At 45.9% G+C, this 16744-nt stretch carries 16 protein-coding genes; 7 read left to right on the top strand and 9 right to left on the bottom strand.

What is annotated here, in order from left to right; all coding sequences use genetic code 11:
* Positions 1–121: 121 nt before the first annotated feature.
* The 8 genes from ACRBG0_RS21335 to ACRBG0_RS21300 all read right to left on the bottom strand — a co-directional run bounded on the left by ACRBG0_RS21335 (position 122) and on the right by ACRBG0_RS21300 (position 8451).
* Complete coding sequence (locus ACRBG0_RS21335) at positions 122–1918, bottom strand: BatD family protein (RefSeq protein ID WP_431488873.1); 1797 nt, start codon at positions 1916–1918, stop codon at positions 122–124.
* Between the two features lie 29 nt (positions 1919–1947).
* Positions 1948–2565 (bottom strand): BatD family protein, encoded by a 618-nt coding sequence (locus tag ACRBG0_RS21330; protein ID WP_431488872.1) that lies wholly within the window; start codon positions 2563–2565, stop codon positions 1948–1950.
* Between the two features lie 78 nt (positions 2566–2643).
* Positions 2644–3390 (bottom strand): tetratricopeptide repeat protein, encoded by a 747-nt coding sequence (locus ACRBG0_RS21325; protein ID WP_431488871.1) that lies wholly within the window; start codon positions 3388–3390, stop codon positions 2644–2646.
* An 89-nt stretch (positions 3391–3479) separates the two neighbouring features.
* The gene (locus ACRBG0_RS21320) at positions 3480–4514 is read right to left on the bottom strand and encodes a vWA domain-containing protein (RefSeq protein WP_431488870.1); all 1035 of its coding nucleotides are present in this window, start codon (positions 4512–4514) and stop codon (positions 3480–3482) included.
* A 21-nt stretch (positions 4515–4535) separates the two neighbouring features.
* Positions 4536–5543 carry a vWA domain-containing protein gene (locus tag ACRBG0_RS21315; RefSeq protein ID WP_431488869.1) on the bottom strand — a complete coding sequence of 336 codons (1008 nt, stop codon included), beginning with the start codon at positions 5541–5543 and terminating at the stop codon, positions 4536–4538.
* On the bottom strand, positions 5540–6511 hold the full coding sequence (locus ACRBG0_RS21310; RefSeq protein WP_431488868.1) for a hypothetical protein: 972 nt from the start codon (positions 6509–6511) through the stop codon (positions 5540–5542). Before ACRBG0_RS21310 ends, ACRBG0_RS21315 begins: the two co-directional genes overlap by 4 nt.
* Positions 6511–7377, bottom strand: coding sequence for a DUF58 domain-containing protein (locus ACRBG0_RS21305; protein WP_431488867.1), 867 nt, complete (start codon positions 7375–7377; stop codon positions 6511–6513). The genes ACRBG0_RS21310 and ACRBG0_RS21305 overlap by 1 nt, the downstream gene beginning before the upstream one ends.
* A 78-nt stretch (positions 7378–7455) precedes the next feature.
* Complete coding sequence (locus tag ACRBG0_RS21300; protein WP_431488866.1) at positions 7456–8451, bottom strand: AAA family ATPase; 996 nt, start codon at positions 8449–8451, stop codon at positions 7456–7458.
* Positions 8452–8797: 346 nt separating this feature from the next.
* On the opposite strand from ACRBG0_RS21300, the gene ACRBG0_RS21295 reads away from it, so the two are divergent.
* The 7 genes from ACRBG0_RS21295 (at position 8798) to ACRBG0_RS21265 (ending at position 14533) form a co-directional block, all read left to right on the top strand.
* Positions 8798–9463, top strand: coding sequence for a hypothetical protein (locus ACRBG0_RS21295; RefSeq protein WP_431488865.1), 666 nt, complete (start codon positions 8798–8800; stop codon positions 9461–9463).
* A 121-nt stretch (positions 9464–9584) separates the two neighbouring features.
* Positions 9585–10172 (top strand): TetR/AcrR family transcriptional regulator, encoded by a 588-nt coding sequence (locus ACRBG0_RS21290; RefSeq protein ID WP_431488864.1) that lies wholly within the window; start codon positions 9585–9587, stop codon positions 10170–10172.
* A gap of 3 nt (positions 10173–10175) precedes the next feature.
* Positions 10176–10577: a hypothetical protein gene (locus ACRBG0_RS21285; protein ID WP_431488863.1), complete on the top strand. Its 402-nt coding sequence runs from the start codon at positions 10176–10178 to the stop codon at positions 10575–10577.
* A complete protein-coding gene (locus ACRBG0_RS21280; protein ID WP_431488862.1) occupies positions 10574–10861 on the top strand; it encodes a cupin domain-containing protein in 288 nt (95 codons plus the stop codon). The genes ACRBG0_RS21285 and ACRBG0_RS21280 overlap by 4 nt, the downstream gene beginning before the upstream one ends.
* A gap of 100 nt (positions 10862–10961) precedes the next feature.
* Positions 10962–11942 (top strand): SDR family NAD(P)-dependent oxidoreductase, encoded by a 981-nt coding sequence (locus ACRBG0_RS21275; RefSeq protein ID WP_431488861.1) that lies wholly within the window; start codon positions 10962–10964, stop codon positions 11940–11942.
* A 171-nt stretch (positions 11943–12113) separates the two neighbouring features.
* Positions 12114–12932: a DUF2306 domain-containing protein gene (locus ACRBG0_RS21270; RefSeq protein ID WP_431488860.1), complete on the top strand. Its 819-nt coding sequence runs from the start codon at positions 12114–12116 to the stop codon at positions 12930–12932.
* A 197-nt stretch (positions 12933–13129) separates the two neighbouring features.
* Positions 13130–14533: a S41 family peptidase gene (locus ACRBG0_RS21265; protein ID WP_431488859.1), complete on the top strand. Its 1404-nt coding sequence runs from the start codon at positions 13130–13132 to the stop codon at positions 14531–14533.
* Between the two features lie 258 nt (positions 14534–14791).
* On the opposite strand, the gene mnmG is transcribed toward ACRBG0_RS21265, so the two are convergent.
* Positions 14792–16657, bottom strand: coding sequence for a tRNA uridine-5-carboxymethylaminomethyl(34) synthesis enzyme MnmG (gene mnmG, locus ACRBG0_RS21260; protein WP_431488858.1), 1866 nt, complete (start codon positions 16655–16657; stop codon positions 14792–14794).
* Positions 16658–16744 lie beyond the last annotated feature (87 nt).

The raw sequence follows: 16744 nt of genomic DNA, 5'->3' as shown, positions 1-16744 counted from the left end.
TGGAAAAGCGTAGGCTGGACTTCAGTCCGGCCAAAATCATGCCATCCCCCCGCTCGGACTGAAGTCCAAGCCACGTCTTAAGCATTCAAACCCAAACGATTTCATTTAGCTCCAAGGTAGACTACCTGCCCAAAACCTCCTCCATTTCTGACAGCAAGCTCACTGCTTGGCCGTAGATTTCCTCCATCGCACTAGCATTGTCTTTACCAGCATAGAGTGCCATTTCACAATTAGTGATGAGCCCCTGGAAGGAACGCTGTTGGTCGGAATTAGCGCCTAATTCTTCCAGTTTCGCTTGTACATTGGCTTTGGTCATATCGGCACGGGGAATTTGGAGTTTGTCCCCCACATAGCCTAGCAATGATCGTTCGACTTCGGTGTAGAAGGCGCGAGCATCTTCTTTGAGGCGATGCTGTTCGGCGACTTCCAGTCTCTTGAGGGCTTGCTCTCGGGCAAGTTGCTGCTTGCGCAAAATAGGGTCAATCATCGGTTTAGCTGCCTGGATACGCTGGTAAATGAGCAGTCCACCACTAGCAAGAATGGGCAGTAGAAAGAGTATCCAAAACAAAGAAGTGCCAAAAAAAGTAGTTTCTTTTGGTGAAAGTTGAGCGCCTGCTTTGGCTGGGTAAAGCCCCTGATTTTGTTCTGCCTCCGCTACTAGGCCTGATTTTTTTTCTCCGCTGCCGGCTTTCACCTTTAGATTCATTGGAGTTACCGTGAGCGTTTGGTAAGCCAGGCTATCTGGGTTGAAGACCACCACTTGGGGCTGGAACGTATAATTACCAGGCATTTTAGGAACCAACAAGTATTCGAAAATTTTACGCCCTTTGATCTGGCTGGGTAAATCAATATATTCTTCTTCCAGCACTTTGGGGTCATACACCTCAAACTCAGTGGGTAGGTTCAAATCAGGTGCTTGAATTCTTTTCAGGTCACCAGTACCTTCTACGACGAGTTGGAGACTCACGGCATCGTCGGTCGTTATTGTTGCGCGGGTTAGTCCGGCCCTGAGTTCGAAGTTTCCGGTGATATCACTGAAGTTTTCAGGGCGCGGGCTAGGCAATGGTTTTACCTGTAAAGTGATAGGCTCTGAGGAAATAGATACGCGTCGTAGCTCCGGCCTGGAAAAGAAACCTTGGCTTCGTTGTCCAGGAATAGGGATGCCTACAATGATGGATAGTGGATCTATGGTAAGGTTGCCTGTTTGCTGAGGGTATAGCACGATCCGTTTAAGGATGCGCGAGTTGTATTGTACGCCATTGACGAGTTCCCGCATCCCTCTAGTATCGTATTGATGGATTTCGCGTGCAAAAAAGCCCTCATAATCCGATTCACTGACAGCACTTAACCCCTGAGGGTCAACACGAGCAGAAAGTATGTAATCGAGTACAAGTTGCTGTCCCAAAAAGGCTTCTTGTTGTTCAAGGCGAGCGGTAAGAAATACTTCTGCTGTGCCATCGTCTGCATTTGCTTTTCCTTTTACTACCGTCACCTGGATAGAGGGGGATTCAAGGGTAGCATTTTTGACAGTGATCTTTGCAGGAGCAATGGTTAATCTTCCGGTTTTTTTAGGCTGCAAGCGATAGCTGATGGTGTTTTCTTGCGACATCCGTCCATTGACAATGGTCGTTTTGAACCCTTGGTTGGGGCCAGAAAGAACAGTGAAGTCTCGAAAACTAGGAGGTGTGAAATTTAAGCCCTCCCCGTTCTTGAGGGTATAAGTCAATTCAAAATAGCTATTGAGCAAAACCTCCTTGGCATCGGCGTAAGCAGTAAATGTGACCTCGCCGGTTTGGGCATTTGCAACGTTGCTGTTTACCAATAGTAGTAGTAATCCCAGTAAGCAAAAAGTATGCTTAGCAAAGCCGGAAACCGGGAGTTGGAAACCGGAAATCCATTTTGACCTCGAGTCTAACATGCAATATTTTTTTACCAAAGGATTCTCCATTAAATCCGCGTCGTTTTGCGTTTTTTGGGTTGCGCCTGTTGCAGACTATCTACCGGTGGCGTCATTTGCCCAAAGGGAGATTGTTGGAAAAACTGCTGAAAAAAATCGTCTCCCAGCAAGTCTTGGTCAAAGATACCACCACCAGGGTTTTCTAAGTCTTGTCCAAAAAAATCTTGGTTAAAAAAGCCGTCACCAAAAGGAGAGTTACGACCGGAAGGTGTCGATGGCGATTGTATAATCCCTTCTGGGTTTGGGAAAACACGCACTAAAAAAGGAGGCGTTTCCAAATAACGATCGCCAACTTTTACGCTGGCTGGTTCGATGTAATAGTCACCGACCTCGTGGGCTTCCAGGAAATAAGTGTATTGTACACTTTGGCTAACCGCCCCATTCATGATATTCATTTGTGAACTCATATTGGGCCCACCTACTTTTACAAAATCGGTAAATTCTGGAAAAAAGAAATCCTCTCCTTGGCCATTATTTAAGGAAAAGGTCACTGAAAATCTATTCCCCAATAAAATGGAATCATTGTTCACGCTGACCGTAAAGGTAGCTTCCTGGGTAAAAACGGAACCCAAGGCAAATAGCAATGATAGCAAAAGGTAGTTGCGCATAAGTTCTTTTTTTGAATAAAACGATTACAGCGTATTAAGAGTTTAGTTTGACTTTCGGCACTTTGCCCCAAGTCAAGCTTACCATTTCTTATCAGAGTTACATGAACGACCCTGCACGCGCTGCATTTTCTCCATGGTTTTCTTTTCATCTTCTTCTGCAAACTGAAGCTGACGTTCTGCTTCTTCCCTGGTCATGGGCTTAGCTTCTTGTGGTTCTGAAGATTGTTGCTCTTGATTTTCTTGCTGGTCCTGGTTTTCTTGGTTTTGTTGCTGTTGCTGGTCTTGATTTTGTTGCTGCTGCTGATCCTCTCCCTCTTGTTGCTGTTGATCTTGCTGCTCTTCTTGTTCCTCGTTTTCGTCGCTGGGTTCAGATTCTTGCTGCTGTTGTTGCTCTTGCTGCAATTGTTGTTGCTGCATGGCTTTAGCCAAATTAAACTTTGTTTCGAGATCGTTGGGTTGGCGGCGAAGGGCGTTTTTGTAAGCTTCGGCGGCTTTGTCAAACTCTCCTTGTTGGTAGTAGGTGTTGCCAAGGTTGTGGTAGGCGTGGGCTTGCTGGCTAGCCTCTCCCGCAAGGCGAGCAGCTTCTTCAAAACGACGAGCAGCTTCTTCGTAGTCGCCTTGCTGGTAAGCGGCATTGCCAAGATTATAGTTGCCCTGGGCACTGTTTTTTTCGGAAATGGCCGCACGGTAACTTTCGGCAGCTTTGTCATAGGTACCCTCTTCATAGGCACGATCACCCTCCCGCAGTTTGCGGTGGCCATCCTGAGCTTGTAGGCTCAAAACGCTAATAATAATCGTAAAAGCAAGCAACAATCTTAATTTCATAACTAAGTGATTTGACGGAAATAACCTATACCGTTTTCTTTTAAAATTTTAAAAAATCGAAAACGGTATAGGTTATTTTTCTTCCGTCTCTAAGCTGTTTTTTTCAAGCGATTTGATTTCCTCAGGCTACTGGTTTTATACGACAGTAGAAACTCGACTAATAGAAAAAGGAAAGCAATGCCAATGAATATTTGAAAATAACTTTCGTAATCGGTAAATACCCTTTGTTCGTATTCGCGTTTTTCGATGGTATCAATACGTTCCTGTAAGATTTCGGCCAGCCCTTCGGCATTTTTCTCCAAGTTGAAGTAAGCTCCACCACCGGCTCTGGCTACCTCTTCAAGGGTGGCCGGATCAAGCCGGGAACGAACGGGATTGCCGGTATCATCACGTAAGTAGTCTTCTCTTCCTCGGATGTTTACGGGGATAAAACCACCTTCGGTACTGCCTACACCAACGGTATAAACCAGAGTGCCTGTTTCGTATACCGCCTGGGCCCTATCTGCTCCGCGCCCATCGTGATCTTCACCGTCAGTAATGATGATGACCGCTTTATGACGTTCATTTTCGGGGTCAAAAGAACGCTCAGCCAAATCTATAGCAGAACTGATCGCGGTACCTTGTTCTCCTGCCTGATCGGGAGAAGCCGTCGTCAGGGCCAGTTTTGCAAAATAGTAATCACTGGTAAGAGGAGCTACCGGAAAAGCGTTGCAGGCAAAAAGGATAACACCAATATTATTACTCGCCAATTTATCTACCAATTGCTGACCAAAACGCTTGGCGCGTTCGATGCGACTGGGGGATACGTCTTCGGTGAGCATACTTTGGGAAATGTCCAGAGCAATGAATAAATCAATCCCTTTACGTTGTACCGGCTGCCGCTTACTTCCCCACTGAGGGTTGGCCAAGCCTATAATCAGAAAGAAAAAGGCGATAACCAGCAAACCAAATTTTACCAAATGCTTATAACGACTGAGCCCTGGAGCCAGCCTACTCACTACTTCCCGCCCACCAAAGCGTTCAAGGGCTTGCTTGCGCAAATGCCATGCAAGGAAGAAGAAACCGACCAGAATTGGCAGTAAGGCTAAAGCCCACAAATAATAGCTATGTTCGAATTTAAACATTCAACATTTTTTATACTGTTCCTAAGGAATCGCTCGCAATACGGTGTACCGCAAGATCATTTCCAATAAAAGGCAGAAGGCGGCAAACATGGCAAACCACCGAAATTTTTCCTGATAACGTTTGATTACCGTTGTCTCTATCTCTGTTTTTTCCAATTGATCAATCAAATCATAGATTCCTTGAAGCTCCTCCTGGTTGGTTGCTCGGAAGTAACGACCATCGGTTTTAGTGGCAATTTGCTGCAGTAGAGCCTCGTCAATCTCTACCCTGGCAATGTCATAACGGTAGCGACCAAAGCGATCTTTGCTCACCGGCGTGATGGCCTCCCCTTCTGACCCCACACCAATGGTATAGACCTTGATCCCAAATTCTTTGGCAATATCGGCAGCCATGTCTGGTGGCAGATAGCCGGCATTGTTGACTCCGTCGGTGAGTAGAATAATAATCTTACTCGCAGTTTCACTTTCTTTCACTCGATTGACAGCCGTAGCCAGCCCTTGTCCGATGGCGGTACCATCTTCGAGTGCTCCACAGGCCAGCGCACCTATAAAAGTGCGAACAATATCATGGTCAGTGGTCAGTGGACACTGTGTAAAGGCTTCGCCAGCAAAGGCCACAATGCTGATACGGTCATACGGTCGTTTGTTCACAAAGTCTATAGCCACCTGCTTGCTGGCTTCGAGGCGATTGGGTTTGAAATCTTGGGCCAACATACTGCTGGACAAGTCCATAGCCAAGACAATGTCGATTCCTTCAGCTGTAATTGATTCTTCCTGTAGCGTAAGTTGCGGACGAGCCAGTGCAACCACCATGGCTACCAGCGCAAGACCTCGCAACCAAGGGAGCAATGCCCGTAAGCGCGCACGCCAGGAGGTGATGTGCTCGACAGCAGCTAGCGTTGGCATCCGCAAATGAGGGTGCCGTTGGTGGCGCTGGCGCTTGAGCCACCAAACCACAGCTGGTATTAATAGTAGCAATAAAAATGCCCACGGATGAGCAAAGGTCATATTTTGCAAGGCGTTCATCATTCCTCTTCTGCGTTTACGTCTGCAAGTTGTTCGTTGTCCGGAACAGGAACCGGAGAAGTGTATTTCGTGGCTGTCACAAAATAACGGACCTGTGTTAAGGCTTGGAGATGAACGGCCTCCGCAGGAGTAGCTTTGGCAAATTTTACCATATCAGCGGTATTCAAAACAGCACGGAGTATTCCTTCCTCATCAAGCTTCAGGCGTTGTAAGTCTTTGATGATATCCGGACTAGTTGCTTCCAGGGCTTGTAGTTCATATCTGTTTTCCAGGTATTCGCGGAGCGTGTAGGTCAAATCTGATTGGAATCCCTTGATGTCTCCGGTTTTCCATACGGCGGCAGCTTCCAGCTGGTCTAGTTTTTCCAGGGCAATGATGTGCGCCGGAATGGGTGGAGGTGGCGGAGCCGGCGGCATTGCTTTGCGCTTGCGTACAGCACTTGCTCGCCAGATAACGCCAATAACTACTGCAATGAAAAGAAGCCCCAACGCAAGAGGGATAAAATCAACGAAATTGATAGGTTCTTTGATAATGTCCTTGTTGGCCATGATGTCGGCTTCCTCTTGGACGGGGATGGTAGCTACAGTAAGGCCTAGATTACTCGAACGGGCGGTATCCTGAATACCATTAAGTTCATAAATCACTTCAAGCGAAGGAAGTCGATGATAACCGGAATCAAACGTAGTGAAAACCAGGCGCTGCTGGAGCAATTGCTCAGGCTCGGTAGCGATGGTGTTGAGATCACCTAAATCCAGGAGTTCTACTTTTCCGGCATCGGCCCAGTGGCCGTAGTTGATGGTTTTGATGGCGGCGTTAGTCGGGGCCGCTATGTTGACGGTCAACCCCAGGTGGTCGCCAATAAAAATGACGGCACTGTCGAGGTTCATACTGACATTCACCTGCCCGAAGGCACTGCTCCCTATGAGCATCGTGCAGAAAATACCGATGAGATGATGAATACCGCGTTTCATTATGATCTTCTTTGAAAAAATTGGTGGAGCGCTGTAATGTAAGAGTCTGTCGTTTCAATACTGATGGTATCGGCACCGCTACGTAGAAATTGATTGCGGAAGTAGTTGAAGTTGTTTTCAAACCATTCCCGGTAGTTTTGTTGTACCTGCTTGTCGGCGGTATCTACCCAACGGAGGGCACCGGTCTCGGCATCTTCCGCGCGGATGAGGCCCACATTAGGGAGTTCCTTCTCGCGCGGGTCGTAGAGGTGTACCCCTACTAGATCGTGGCGGCGAGCGACAATCCGCAACGACGATTCGTAGTTTTGCGTCATGAAATCGGAAAGCACAAAGCAAATACTCCGCTTTTTGATCACGTTGTTGTAGTACTGCAAGGCCATGCCAATATCGGTGCCTTTGCCTTCCGGCTCAATGTCCAACAGCTCACGGATAATGCGCAGGATATGCTTTTTACCTTTTTTAGGCGGCACAAATTTCTCTATCCGGTCCGAAAAGAAAATCACTCCTACCTTATCGTTGTTATTGATCGCTGAAAAAGCAAGCACCGCACAAATTTCGGTGATGTACTCGTTCTTCATCTGTGGTGTGGTACCAAAATAGGAAGAACGACTGATGTCGATCAGTAGCATTACCGTCAGCTCCCGTTCTTCCTCAAAGACCTTGATGTAAGGCTCGCCGGTACGGGCGGTCACATTCCAGTCGATATTGCGAACATCGTCGCCATATTGGTAACCCCTCACTTCGCTGAATGACATACCCCTGCCCTTGAAAGCACTGTGGTACTCTCCCGAAAATAGATGCCTGCTCAAGCCTTTACACTTGATCTCTATTTTACGAACCTTCTTGATTAATTCACTCGTTTCCATGACTGATTAGCAACTATCTTCAAAATACCGCGTACCCCGCACAAAACCGCACCAAGCGCGTTTCCGGACCCCGCACCCTTAAGGCACCTCCACGGCATTCAAGATCTTATGAATAATATCCTCCTGGCTGATATTTTCCGCCTCCGCTTCGTAAGTAAGTCCAATACGATGGCGCAAGACATCGTCACAAACCGCTCTGACATCTTCGGGGATCACAAAGCCACGGCGCTGTAAAAAGGCATGGGCTTTGGCGGCTAATGCCAGGTTGATTGACGCCCTTGGCGAACCACCAAAACTAAGTAAAGGTTTCAGCGAAGCCATGCCATAGTCTTCCGGATTACGAGTAGCAAAAACGATATCAATGATGTAGCGTTCGATCTTTTCGTCCATGTATACTTTACGGACAGATTCGCGTGCTTTGATGATTTCGGCTACAGAGGTTACGGGGCTTACTTTTCCGAAATCGAGATCGTACAAGTTGCGGCGCATGATCTCGCGCTCGTCTTCCTTATTAGGATAAGAAATTTTGACCTTGAGCATAAAACGATCCACCTGAGCTTCTGGTAGTGGGTAAGTACCCTCTTGCTCGATGGGGTTTTGGGTGGCCAAAACGAGGAAAGGTTCTTCCAGTTTGAAGGTTTCGTTACCGATAGTTACCTGGCGTTCTTGCATGGCTTCCAACAATGCACTCTGTACTTTTGCTGGTGCTCGGTTGATCTCATCTGCGAGAACGAAATTGGCAAAAACAGGCCCTTTTCGTACAGAAAAGTCGTTCTTGCTGGGGTTGTAGATCATGGTACCCACAATATCCGCAGGAAGTAAATCCGGCGTGAACTGGATACGGCTGAATTGACCTTGGAGTACCTGCGACAGTGTTTTGATCGCGAGCGTCTTGGCCAAACCTGGCAGACCTTCCAATAAGACGTGGCCACGGGTAAGTAAGCCAAGAAGTAGACGGTTGATCATGTGATCTTGCCCGACAATGACTTTACTGGTTTCCGCTTGGATTCGTTCGATGATCGCACTGTCGGCGTAAATCTGTTGGTTAAGCGCTTCGATGTCTACCGATTGCATACGAGTATTCAATTTATTTTATGGGTATTAATACTATATAAAAGTTCACTATAAGGAACAGCACAAAAATAAATAGAGTCGACGTTTTTCAAAAAGATAATTAAGCGATTCACTTTAAGTGCATTAGCTGTTTGGAAAACCCAAAAAGAAGGCTCGATTTATTTTTTTGCGCAATTTAAAAGACTAAAGGATTACAAAAATGGCTAATTTTTGCCACATTTAGAGCCAATAAGGGGGATTGTGCTGGGCAAGCCCCTATTTTTGCAGCAAGCAGCTTAAGAAAACTAAGTTCTTAGCAATTTGACGGAGCTAAATTATTCCGTCACAAAAATCAAACCCCTCCTTAATGAGACATTTCTTGACCTTAGCGTTGGTAGTTTCGGTTGTTTGTACCGTATTTTCCCAGGATCGACAGGCAGAAAAAGCTGCAAGAGAAGCATTGGCTGAACAGGTAGCTTTTACCTTGAAAATGGATGGCCTTATTGTTGAAATACCAACCAATTCTCGCAAGATAGCAGCAATGAAAGAGGTCTTGGAGACAGGGGATTTAACCGCACAAAATCGTAGTCGACTAAAGGCTCGTCTGGCAACCACTATTGAAGAAACAGAAGACCAAGCAGCACTCCTTGTGAAAATATTTGGCGCGATTTATGACCTTGGCCCACTCTACTTTATGCCTGATACGGCATTGGCAATTCTTCAAAAGGAGCAAACCTCCGGTTATTTTTATGATACAGCATTAAACATTGACCCGAGCATCACTCTGCCTGATGATTTCGTGCTGTTGAGAATGGGATATGCTGATGCAGCTACCGGATCGGGTGCTGATGCAATGTTGCTCACCAGTGGCGATCTGGTTCCTTTATCGCCCCCCTTCCCAGATGCGATTACGTTCAATAATGTCGGTTACCTCTTCAATAAATTGTTGGCCCCGGATATCGCTGAACGCAAGCGACTGGAAGCTGCGGTGAATTCGCTGATGCGTAAATTGAGCGCAGCAATTGGGGAGTAGCTTTCTCTTACATTTCTCTACAACTATGAATAAATAATTTTTCACAGCCAAAATTTGGAAGTGAAGGTGAAAATCAGATATATTTATGTGAGTGAACATTCACAAACACGAAATTTTTAAGGTGACCAATACAATTACAGATAGACAATTCGAAATCATTGGAGCTGCGGGCAAAATTCTGACCAGTGCTGGTGTAGGAGGGCTGACCATTAAGAACCTGGCTAGAGAGATGCAATTTTCTGAAAGTGCTGTTTATAGGCATTTTGCCAGTAAGGAGAAAATCATCCTGGCGATGCTTGATTTTCTAGCATCTAATATGGATGAACGCTATACCGAAATATTAAGCATTGAGCGAAAAACGGAAGAGAAGTTTATTACACTTTTTCAGAACCAGTTTGCATTCTTTGATAGCAATCCCCACTTCGTTGTGGCTGTTTTTTCTGATGGGTTGATGGAAGAAAGCCAGTCTGTAAATGAGTCGATTTCTAAAATAATGCAGGTGAAAATGAAGCACCTGAAGCCAATTATACTCGAAGGTCAGGAAAACAAATTATTCACTAATGCGATATCCGCTGATAACATCATGCACATCATAATGGGATCAATGCGACTGCAGATGTACAAGTGGAGAGTAGCAAATTTTCAATTTGATATTCTTCAGAAAGGAGAGGAAATAATTCAATCGTTATTAAGCATTATAAAAAAATAAGCAATGAGATTTTACACGTTATCAATAGTTGTTTTTGTAATACTATTTGCCACAAGCTGCATGAATAGCAATGACAGCGAGAATGCAGTTATAACACTCAATAATGGCCAAAAATGGGAAGTGAATGCAGAAATGACACCTTATATTCTGGATGCTGAAAAGATGCTAAATGAATCTGACAGCAATGATTATGCAACCTTGGCCAAGCGGCTAAAGGAACAAAACGATGGCCTGATAAAAAGCTGTACCATGAATGGAGAAAGCCATGACGAATTACATAAATGGCTGCACCCACACATTCAGCTGGTAGATGCTCTGAGTAAGGCAAAGAACCAACAAGAAGCGGACGAGATAATCGCCCAATTAAAGGAATCATTCCAAATCTACAATACTTATTTCCAATGAACTTAAAAGACCTGCACAATCAAACCAAAGCAGTTTCTGCCCTAAGTTTATTCAAGGGAGAAATGGGTACAGCAACGGCCATTCAACTTAAAGAGAATAGTGTTCTCAAAGAGCATATTACCAAAACGCCAGCCCTTTTACTTTGCATTACTGGTCATGTAATTTACGAAGATGAAACAGCCAAGAGAATTGAATTGCGCACTGGTGATTATGTGAATATTGTACCTAATGTAAAGCATTGGCTTGTTGCTCAGACGATGTCCCAGTTAGTATTGTTGAAATAACAAACACCCAATGAAGTTATGAATGCTCACAGATATATACTGCAAACTAAACCATCTGATAGCCGTACCTGTTTGATCTCTAAAATAGAGAATAAGCAATATGTCAAATCAAATACCAACCAAGCACCTAGCTAGCGTATTAGAAAATCATGCACAAGACATGACTGGAAAAGTTGTCGTGATCACTGGCACAACGAGTGGCACCGGTTATGTATGTGCAAAAGAAATAGCAAAGAAAGGAGCTACCGTTGTCCTTCTGAACCGCGAAAGCGAACGCGCTGAAAAGGCGCTCAATCAACTGAAAGCTGATGTTCCTGGCGGCAAATTTGAGCAAGTCACTTGCGACTTACAGCGTTTTGAAAGCGTAAATAATGCGGTAGAATCCATTAAATCCAACTACGACGTAGTAGATGTGTTGATCAATAATGCAGGCGTCATGGCCCTTCGCGATCAGGCAACGCCGGATGGTTATGATGTACAGATGCAAACGAATGCCATTTCCCATTTCCTCCTCACGAAAGAATTATTCCCTTTGCTCAGAAAAAGCGACGAAGGTCGGATCGTGAACCATTCTTCTATGGCACGGTTGGGCCCACCGCTGGCCAGCGAGTACTTTGAGAAAAAAGGTGGCCAGCTAGGAGGTGATGGTACGGAAGAAGAAAACTTCAGTTTCCGAGGCCCAAGATGGGGGCGTTACCATCAGACCAAATTGGCCAACGCCGCTTTTACGTATGGACTCAAGAATAAGTTGGAGGCTGCCAATATTTCAAATGTTATTCCACTATTAGCACATCCTGGTTTAGCTAAAACAGAACTGGCTACAACAAGTGCAGCGGTTGGTGGCATGGATGCTAATGCCGAGTTTATGAACATGGCACAATCGGCAGAAGATGGAGCTACGGGGATTATCCGAGCAGCAATGGACCCCGGGGCGAAATCAGGCGATTTCTTTGGCCCTTCCGGGGACGGATGGAATGGTTTCCCTGAACGATTAACACCCGAAGACCTCTTGTTTGATGAATCAAATATCAAAATCAATTGGGAAGGATGTGAAAAGGCGGTAGGGAAGTTTGAAATTTAGGTGGAAAAACCAACCGATTTCAGGGAAAAATAAACCGTGTCAATCCTGTTGCATCAGTTTGATTTGTGTTCTGTCAAGTAAAATTCATTTTATTGGTGTTTTGCTGCATTTAACCTATGTGAAAAGCTAAATTAGCGGTGATAACAAAACACGCTCTTATTCTTTTTACCAATGCTCTCCACCCCTACTTCCCGCACAGATCAAATTTTTCGCCTTGCTACCAAATTACTGGTGGGTACGGTATGGCTCAGCGCTACCTTTTTTGGGCTTTATATTCTTCTATTTTACTTCGCCGCGTTATTGCTGGAGGAAACACAGTTATGGAACAAAGTCCTCCCCGGCTTATTTGATACTTCCACTCGCCTGGCTACGCTGGGCATCGGGCTTCACTTTGCGGCGGGCGGCATTCTATTAGTGCTGGGCTGTATCCAGTTGATTGACCGTATAAGGGTGCGCTATCTGGCGGTACACCGCTGGCTGGGGCGACTTTACGTTATTTCGGCCATGCTTACTGCTATCGGTGGGTTGGTCTTTATTTTGGTCAAGGATACGATTGGGGGGACTGTCATGAACGTTGCGTTTGCGCTGTATGGCATCCTCATGTTTGTGGCGGCAGTACAGACCATTCGCTACGCTCGGATGGCTCGTTTTGAACAACACCGAGCCTGGGCTATTCGCTTGTTCGCCTTGGCCATTGGTTCCTGGCTGTACCGAATGGACTATGGTTTTTGGTTCCTTTTTACCGATGGCCTGGGCCATACTTCAGCGTTTCGTGGCCCTTTTGATTACTTCATGGATTTCTGGTTCTACCTTCCCAATTTGCTAGTCGCTGAAATTTTTATTGGTCGCCGAGGAGCTTTGCAGTCTGATGCTGTGAAAATTGGAGCTACTATATTAACCTTTTTGGCAACGGCCTTTCTTGTATTGGCAACCTATTATTTTACCGCCAAACTTTGGGCACCTTCGGTATTGGAGTTATTGGGGGGATAATAGTCTTATCGTATTCCTTTGCTGTTATTACTTATCACCACTTGTTTTACACCATAAAGACGCCTGTAAGCATCTTGTATGTTTGCCAGGGAGTTTCATCTGGGGGAATTTCCCAATAAGCTTTTACTCCTCTAGTAAGTAGGGCTTTGGCTTTGCTTATTTTGTAACTTTAAACTTCACCAATTATCCGACATAAAATGAAAATTGTATCCAGACTGTCTTTACTATTAGTCGTGTTGTTTTTCCAAATGAGCATCTCCACGGCTCAAGAATTATCGCTTACGGAAAAGTACAAAGAACAAGCTATCCAACACCTTTCTCGCTTAATGAATGATTTTTACGTGTTCCCGGAAGTGGCCAAAAAAACGGAAGAACACCTCCTTGCCCAATGGAAAGCAGGCCATTTCGATCAATTCACCGATGATGAATCATTTGCGGCAGCTTTGACGACCTCTGTGCAAGAGATCAACCACGATAAGCATATGCGCATTAGGGTCAACCCACCTTATGAAGCCCAACCCAATACCCCCGAAAGAAGGATCGAAGAACGCCTTGATCGCCTAGAAAGGTCTCGAAGGGGAAGCTATGGATTTAATAATGTTGAAATCCTGGAAGGCAATGTAGGTTACCTGGATCTAAGAGGTTTTGCGGGCTTAGAAAATGCACAAGCGAGTGCTGATGCTGCAATGCAGTTAATGGCAAGAACGGATGCCGTTATCTTTGACCTTAGCAAAAATGGAGGAGGTAGCCCGCGGATGGTCCAGTATTTATGCAGCTATTTCTTTGATCAAAAAGTGCATCTAAATAGCCTGTACTGGCGACAAGGAGATGAAACGGAAGAGTTCTGGAGCTTAGAAGAAGTGGGCGGTACTAAAATGCCCGAAGTACCCCTGTTTATTATAACAAGTGATAGGACATTCTCCGGTGCCGAGGAGTTTTCCTACAATATGCAGACCCAAAAAAGGGCAACGCTGGTAGGCCAAACCACCGGAGGCGGCGCTAATCCCGGAGGAACCAGGAGAATTAATGATAATTTGAACGTTTTCATTCCCGTCGGCAGAGCCATTAACCCTATTACCAAAACAAATTGGGAAGGAGTGGGCGTAGTCCCCGAAATTGTAACGACACCTGAGGAAGCTTTAGCTAAAACACACGAACTAGCACAAGCAGCAGCCGAAGCCTACCGAGCTGAAACCAAGGAAAAATATCAGCAGCTATTTGCTGATTTAAATAGCAAACTTGACCATTACACGGCAGGCCAATCAGAAGAAGAAATTCTTGAGCAGTTAACGATTTGTCGAGAGGTTGGCCTCTTAGGCGAAGGAGATATAAATATAATGGGCTACGAATATTTGCTAGAGTATAAAAAGCCTCTAATAGCGGAATCTATATTTAGAGCAAACACACTTCTTCACCCCAATTCCGCCAATGTATTCGATAGTTATGGAGAGGCATTGATGATGCGTGGCGATCTAGCCGCTTCCCTTAAAAATTATCAAAGGGCCGTCGATATCGCGAAAGAAAACCAGGACAGAGACCTCGAATTGTTTGAGAAGAATTTAGCAAATGTAAAGCAGCAGCTGAGCGAAGAGAAAGAGTAAAACAGTTCCAGATTTTTGATGGCTGCCGTTGCAGTCTAGTGTTTGTTCATCCTTTCGGAATTAGCGCTTGTTTGGTGTGAAGTAAGGTTTGCAAGTTGTTGGTTTTTAGCTGTGTTGAGTGCTAAATAAGTGCTACTCTCGAAGGGGTGACCTTACACGTAGTCCATGTTGTAATGCAATTATTTTAACCCAGGAAGGGTGGAAGTATCATTCCCTACCCTCTTGTCTACGGTTATCCTAATACTTCCGACTTAAAAACTACCGCCCCATGTGCACCAGCAACACCGAAATATCGGAGGGGCTAACCCCGCTGATACGACTGGCTTGACCGATGGTGCGTGGCTTGAGTTGGGTGAGCTTGGTACGGGCTTCCTTGCTGAGAGAGGAAAGCGTATGGTAGTCGATATTTTCGTATAAGCGCACCGATTCCAGGCGGTTCATTTTGTCGACCATCTCCTGCTCGCGGCGAATGTACCCCTCGTACTTCATGTTGATCTCTGCCAGCTCGCGGGATTCGCTGTCGTATTGCTCCAGCTCCTGCGCGAAAGCGGGAACATTGGCGCAAATATCTACCAGCGATACATTGGGGCGCAGCAGCACCGTATTCAATTTTACGCTTTGCTTCAGCGGTGAAGAACCGATACTTTCCAGATATGGGTTGATCAATTCCGGTACAATGCTGTAGTTACTTAACAATTTTTCAATGGCTGCGGTAGCTTCTTGTTTGTGCGTCACCCTTTCCATGCGCTCCTCTAGGTGGTTCATGCCAATTTTGGCTGCCAGTGGCGTGAGGCGCAGATCGGCATTATCTTGCCGTAGCAAAATACGGTATTCAGCACGCGAGGTAAACATCCGGTAAGGTTCTTCCGTGCCTTTATTGATCAAATCATCAATCAAAACGCCGATGTAGGCATCCGAGCGTTTTAGTACAAAAGGCTCTTCGTCTTTCACTGCCAGGTAGGCATTGATGCCGGCCATTAAGCCTTGGCTGCCTGCTTCTTCGTAGCCTGTGGTTCCATTGATCTGGCCTGCAAAAAAGAGATTCTTCACGAGGCGAGTTTCCAAAGATGCACGCAGCTGTGTGGGCTGAAAAAAGTCGTACTCGATGGCGTAACCGGGCCGAAACATCTTCATGTTTTCAAAGCCAGGTACTTTGCGTAAAGCACTGTACTGCACATCCTCTGGCAGCGAAGAGCTGAAGCCATTGACGTAAATTTCACAAGTACTCCAACCTTCTGGTTCTACAAATAGCTGGTGGCGATCACGATCCGCGAAGCGGTCGATTTTATCTTCAATCGAGGGGCAATAGCGTGGGCCCAGGCCACGGATACGGCCATTGAACATGGGCGAACGATCAAAGCCCGTTTTCAAGGTTTCGTGTACTTCTTTGCTGGTATAAGTAATGTGACAAGGCAACTGCTTGGTCAGCGTTGGCGTATCTGTGTAGCTAAAACCTACGGGGTTTTCATCACCGAGCTGAACTTCCATTTTGGAGTAATCCAGGCTGCGGCCATCAATCCGTGGAGGGGTACCCGTTTTCATGCGGCCAGCTTCAAAGCCAAGCTCTCGTAATTGTTCTGTAATTCCGGTAGAAGCGCGTTCGCCGGCACGACCGCCGCCAAATTGTTTTTCGCCGATGTGGATCAATCCGTTTAGGAAAGTACCATTCGTCAACACCACCGCTTTGCCAGGTATTTCCAGCCCAATTCCGGTACGCACACCTACTACTCGCTCGCCTTTAACCACGATACCGGTGACCATCTCTTGCCAAAAATCGATATTCTCGTGAGCTTCCAGCATTTCGCGCCACTTGCCTGCAAACAACATCCGATCACTCTGGGCACGTGGACTCCACATGGCAGGGCCTTTGGATTTGTTAAGCATCCGGAACTGCACTGCCGTATGGTCGGTGACAATACCTGAATAGCCACCCAGTGCATCAATTTCACGCACAATCTGCCCTTTGGCCACTCCGCCCATAGCAGGATTGCACGACATTTGGGCAATGGTATTCATATTCATCGTCGCCAGCATTACGCGCGCGCCCATATTGGCGGCGGCTACTGCTGCTTCGCATCCCGCATGCCCTGCTCCAACCACGATGACATCATACTCCGGAAACATAAATTTTGTTTTTTATTTACCGGCCAAAGCCCAGTAAAATCGGCGCAAAAGTACTAAATATCAACAGTATCACCCCCTTTTTCGTTC

This window comes from Lewinella sp., assembly GCF_050633125.1.
GTDB lineage: Bacteria > Bacteroidota > Bacteroidia > Chitinophagales > Saprospiraceae > Lewinella.
Note: the sequence above shows the minus strand (reverse complement) of the source record. Positions and strands in the feature narration are given on the sequence as shown.

Bases quoted from the DNA above. Each gene is read 5' to 3' on its own strand.
- ACRBG0_RS21335 (WP_431488873.1), bottom strand. From the start codon at position 1,918: ATGTTAGACTCGAGGTCAAAATGGATTTCCGGTTTCCAACTCCCGGTT.
- ACRBG0_RS21330 (WP_431488872.1), bottom strand. From the start codon at position 2,565: ATGCGCAACTACCTTTTGCTATCATTGCTATTTGCCTTGGGTTCCGTT.
- ACRBG0_RS21325 (WP_431488871.1), bottom strand. From the start codon at position 3,390: ATGAAATTAAGATTGTTGCTTGCTTTTACGATTATTATTAGCGTTTTG.
- ACRBG0_RS21320 (WP_431488870.1), bottom strand. From the start codon at position 4,514: ATGTTTAAATTCGAACATAGCTATTATTTGTGGGCTTTAGCCTTACTG.
- ACRBG0_RS21315 (WP_431488869.1), bottom strand. From the start codon at position 5,543: ATGATGAACGCCTTGCAAAATATGACCTTTGCTCATCCGTGGGCATTT.
- ACRBG0_RS21310 (WP_431488868.1), bottom strand. From the start codon at position 6,511: ATGAAACGCGGTATTCATCATCTCATCGGTATTTTCTGCACGATGCTC.
- ACRBG0_RS21305 (WP_431488867.1), bottom strand. From the start codon at position 7,377: ATGGAAACGAGTGAATTAATCAAGAAGGTTCGTAAAATAGAGATCAAG.
- ACRBG0_RS21300 (WP_431488866.1), bottom strand. From the start codon at position 8,451: ATGCAATCGGTAGACATCGAAGCGCTTAACCAACAGATTTACGCCGAC.
- ACRBG0_RS21295 (WP_431488865.1), top strand. From the start codon at position 8,798: ATGAGACATTTCTTGACCTTAGCGTTGGTAGTTTCGGTTGTTTGTACC.
- ACRBG0_RS21285 (WP_431488863.1), top strand. From the start codon at position 10,176: ATGAGATTTTACACGTTATCAATAGTTGTTTTTGTAATACTATTTGCC.
- ACRBG0_RS21280 (WP_431488862.1), top strand. From the start codon at position 10,574: ATGAACTTAAAAGACCTGCACAATCAAACCAAAGCAGTTTCTGCCCTA.
- ACRBG0_RS21275 (WP_431488861.1), top strand. From the start codon at position 10,962: ATGTCAAATCAAATACCAACCAAGCACCTAGCTAGCGTATTAGAAAAT.
- ACRBG0_RS21270 (WP_431488860.1), top strand. From the start codon at position 12,114: ATGCTCTCCACCCCTACTTCCCGCACAGATCAAATTTTTCGCCTTGCT.
- ACRBG0_RS21265 (WP_431488859.1), top strand. From the start codon at position 13,130: ATGAAAATTGTATCCAGACTGTCTTTACTATTAGTCGTGTTGTTTTTC.
- mnmG (WP_431488858.1), bottom strand. From the start codon at position 16,657: ATGTTTCCGGAGTATGATGTCATCGTGGTTGGAGCAGGGCATGCGGGA.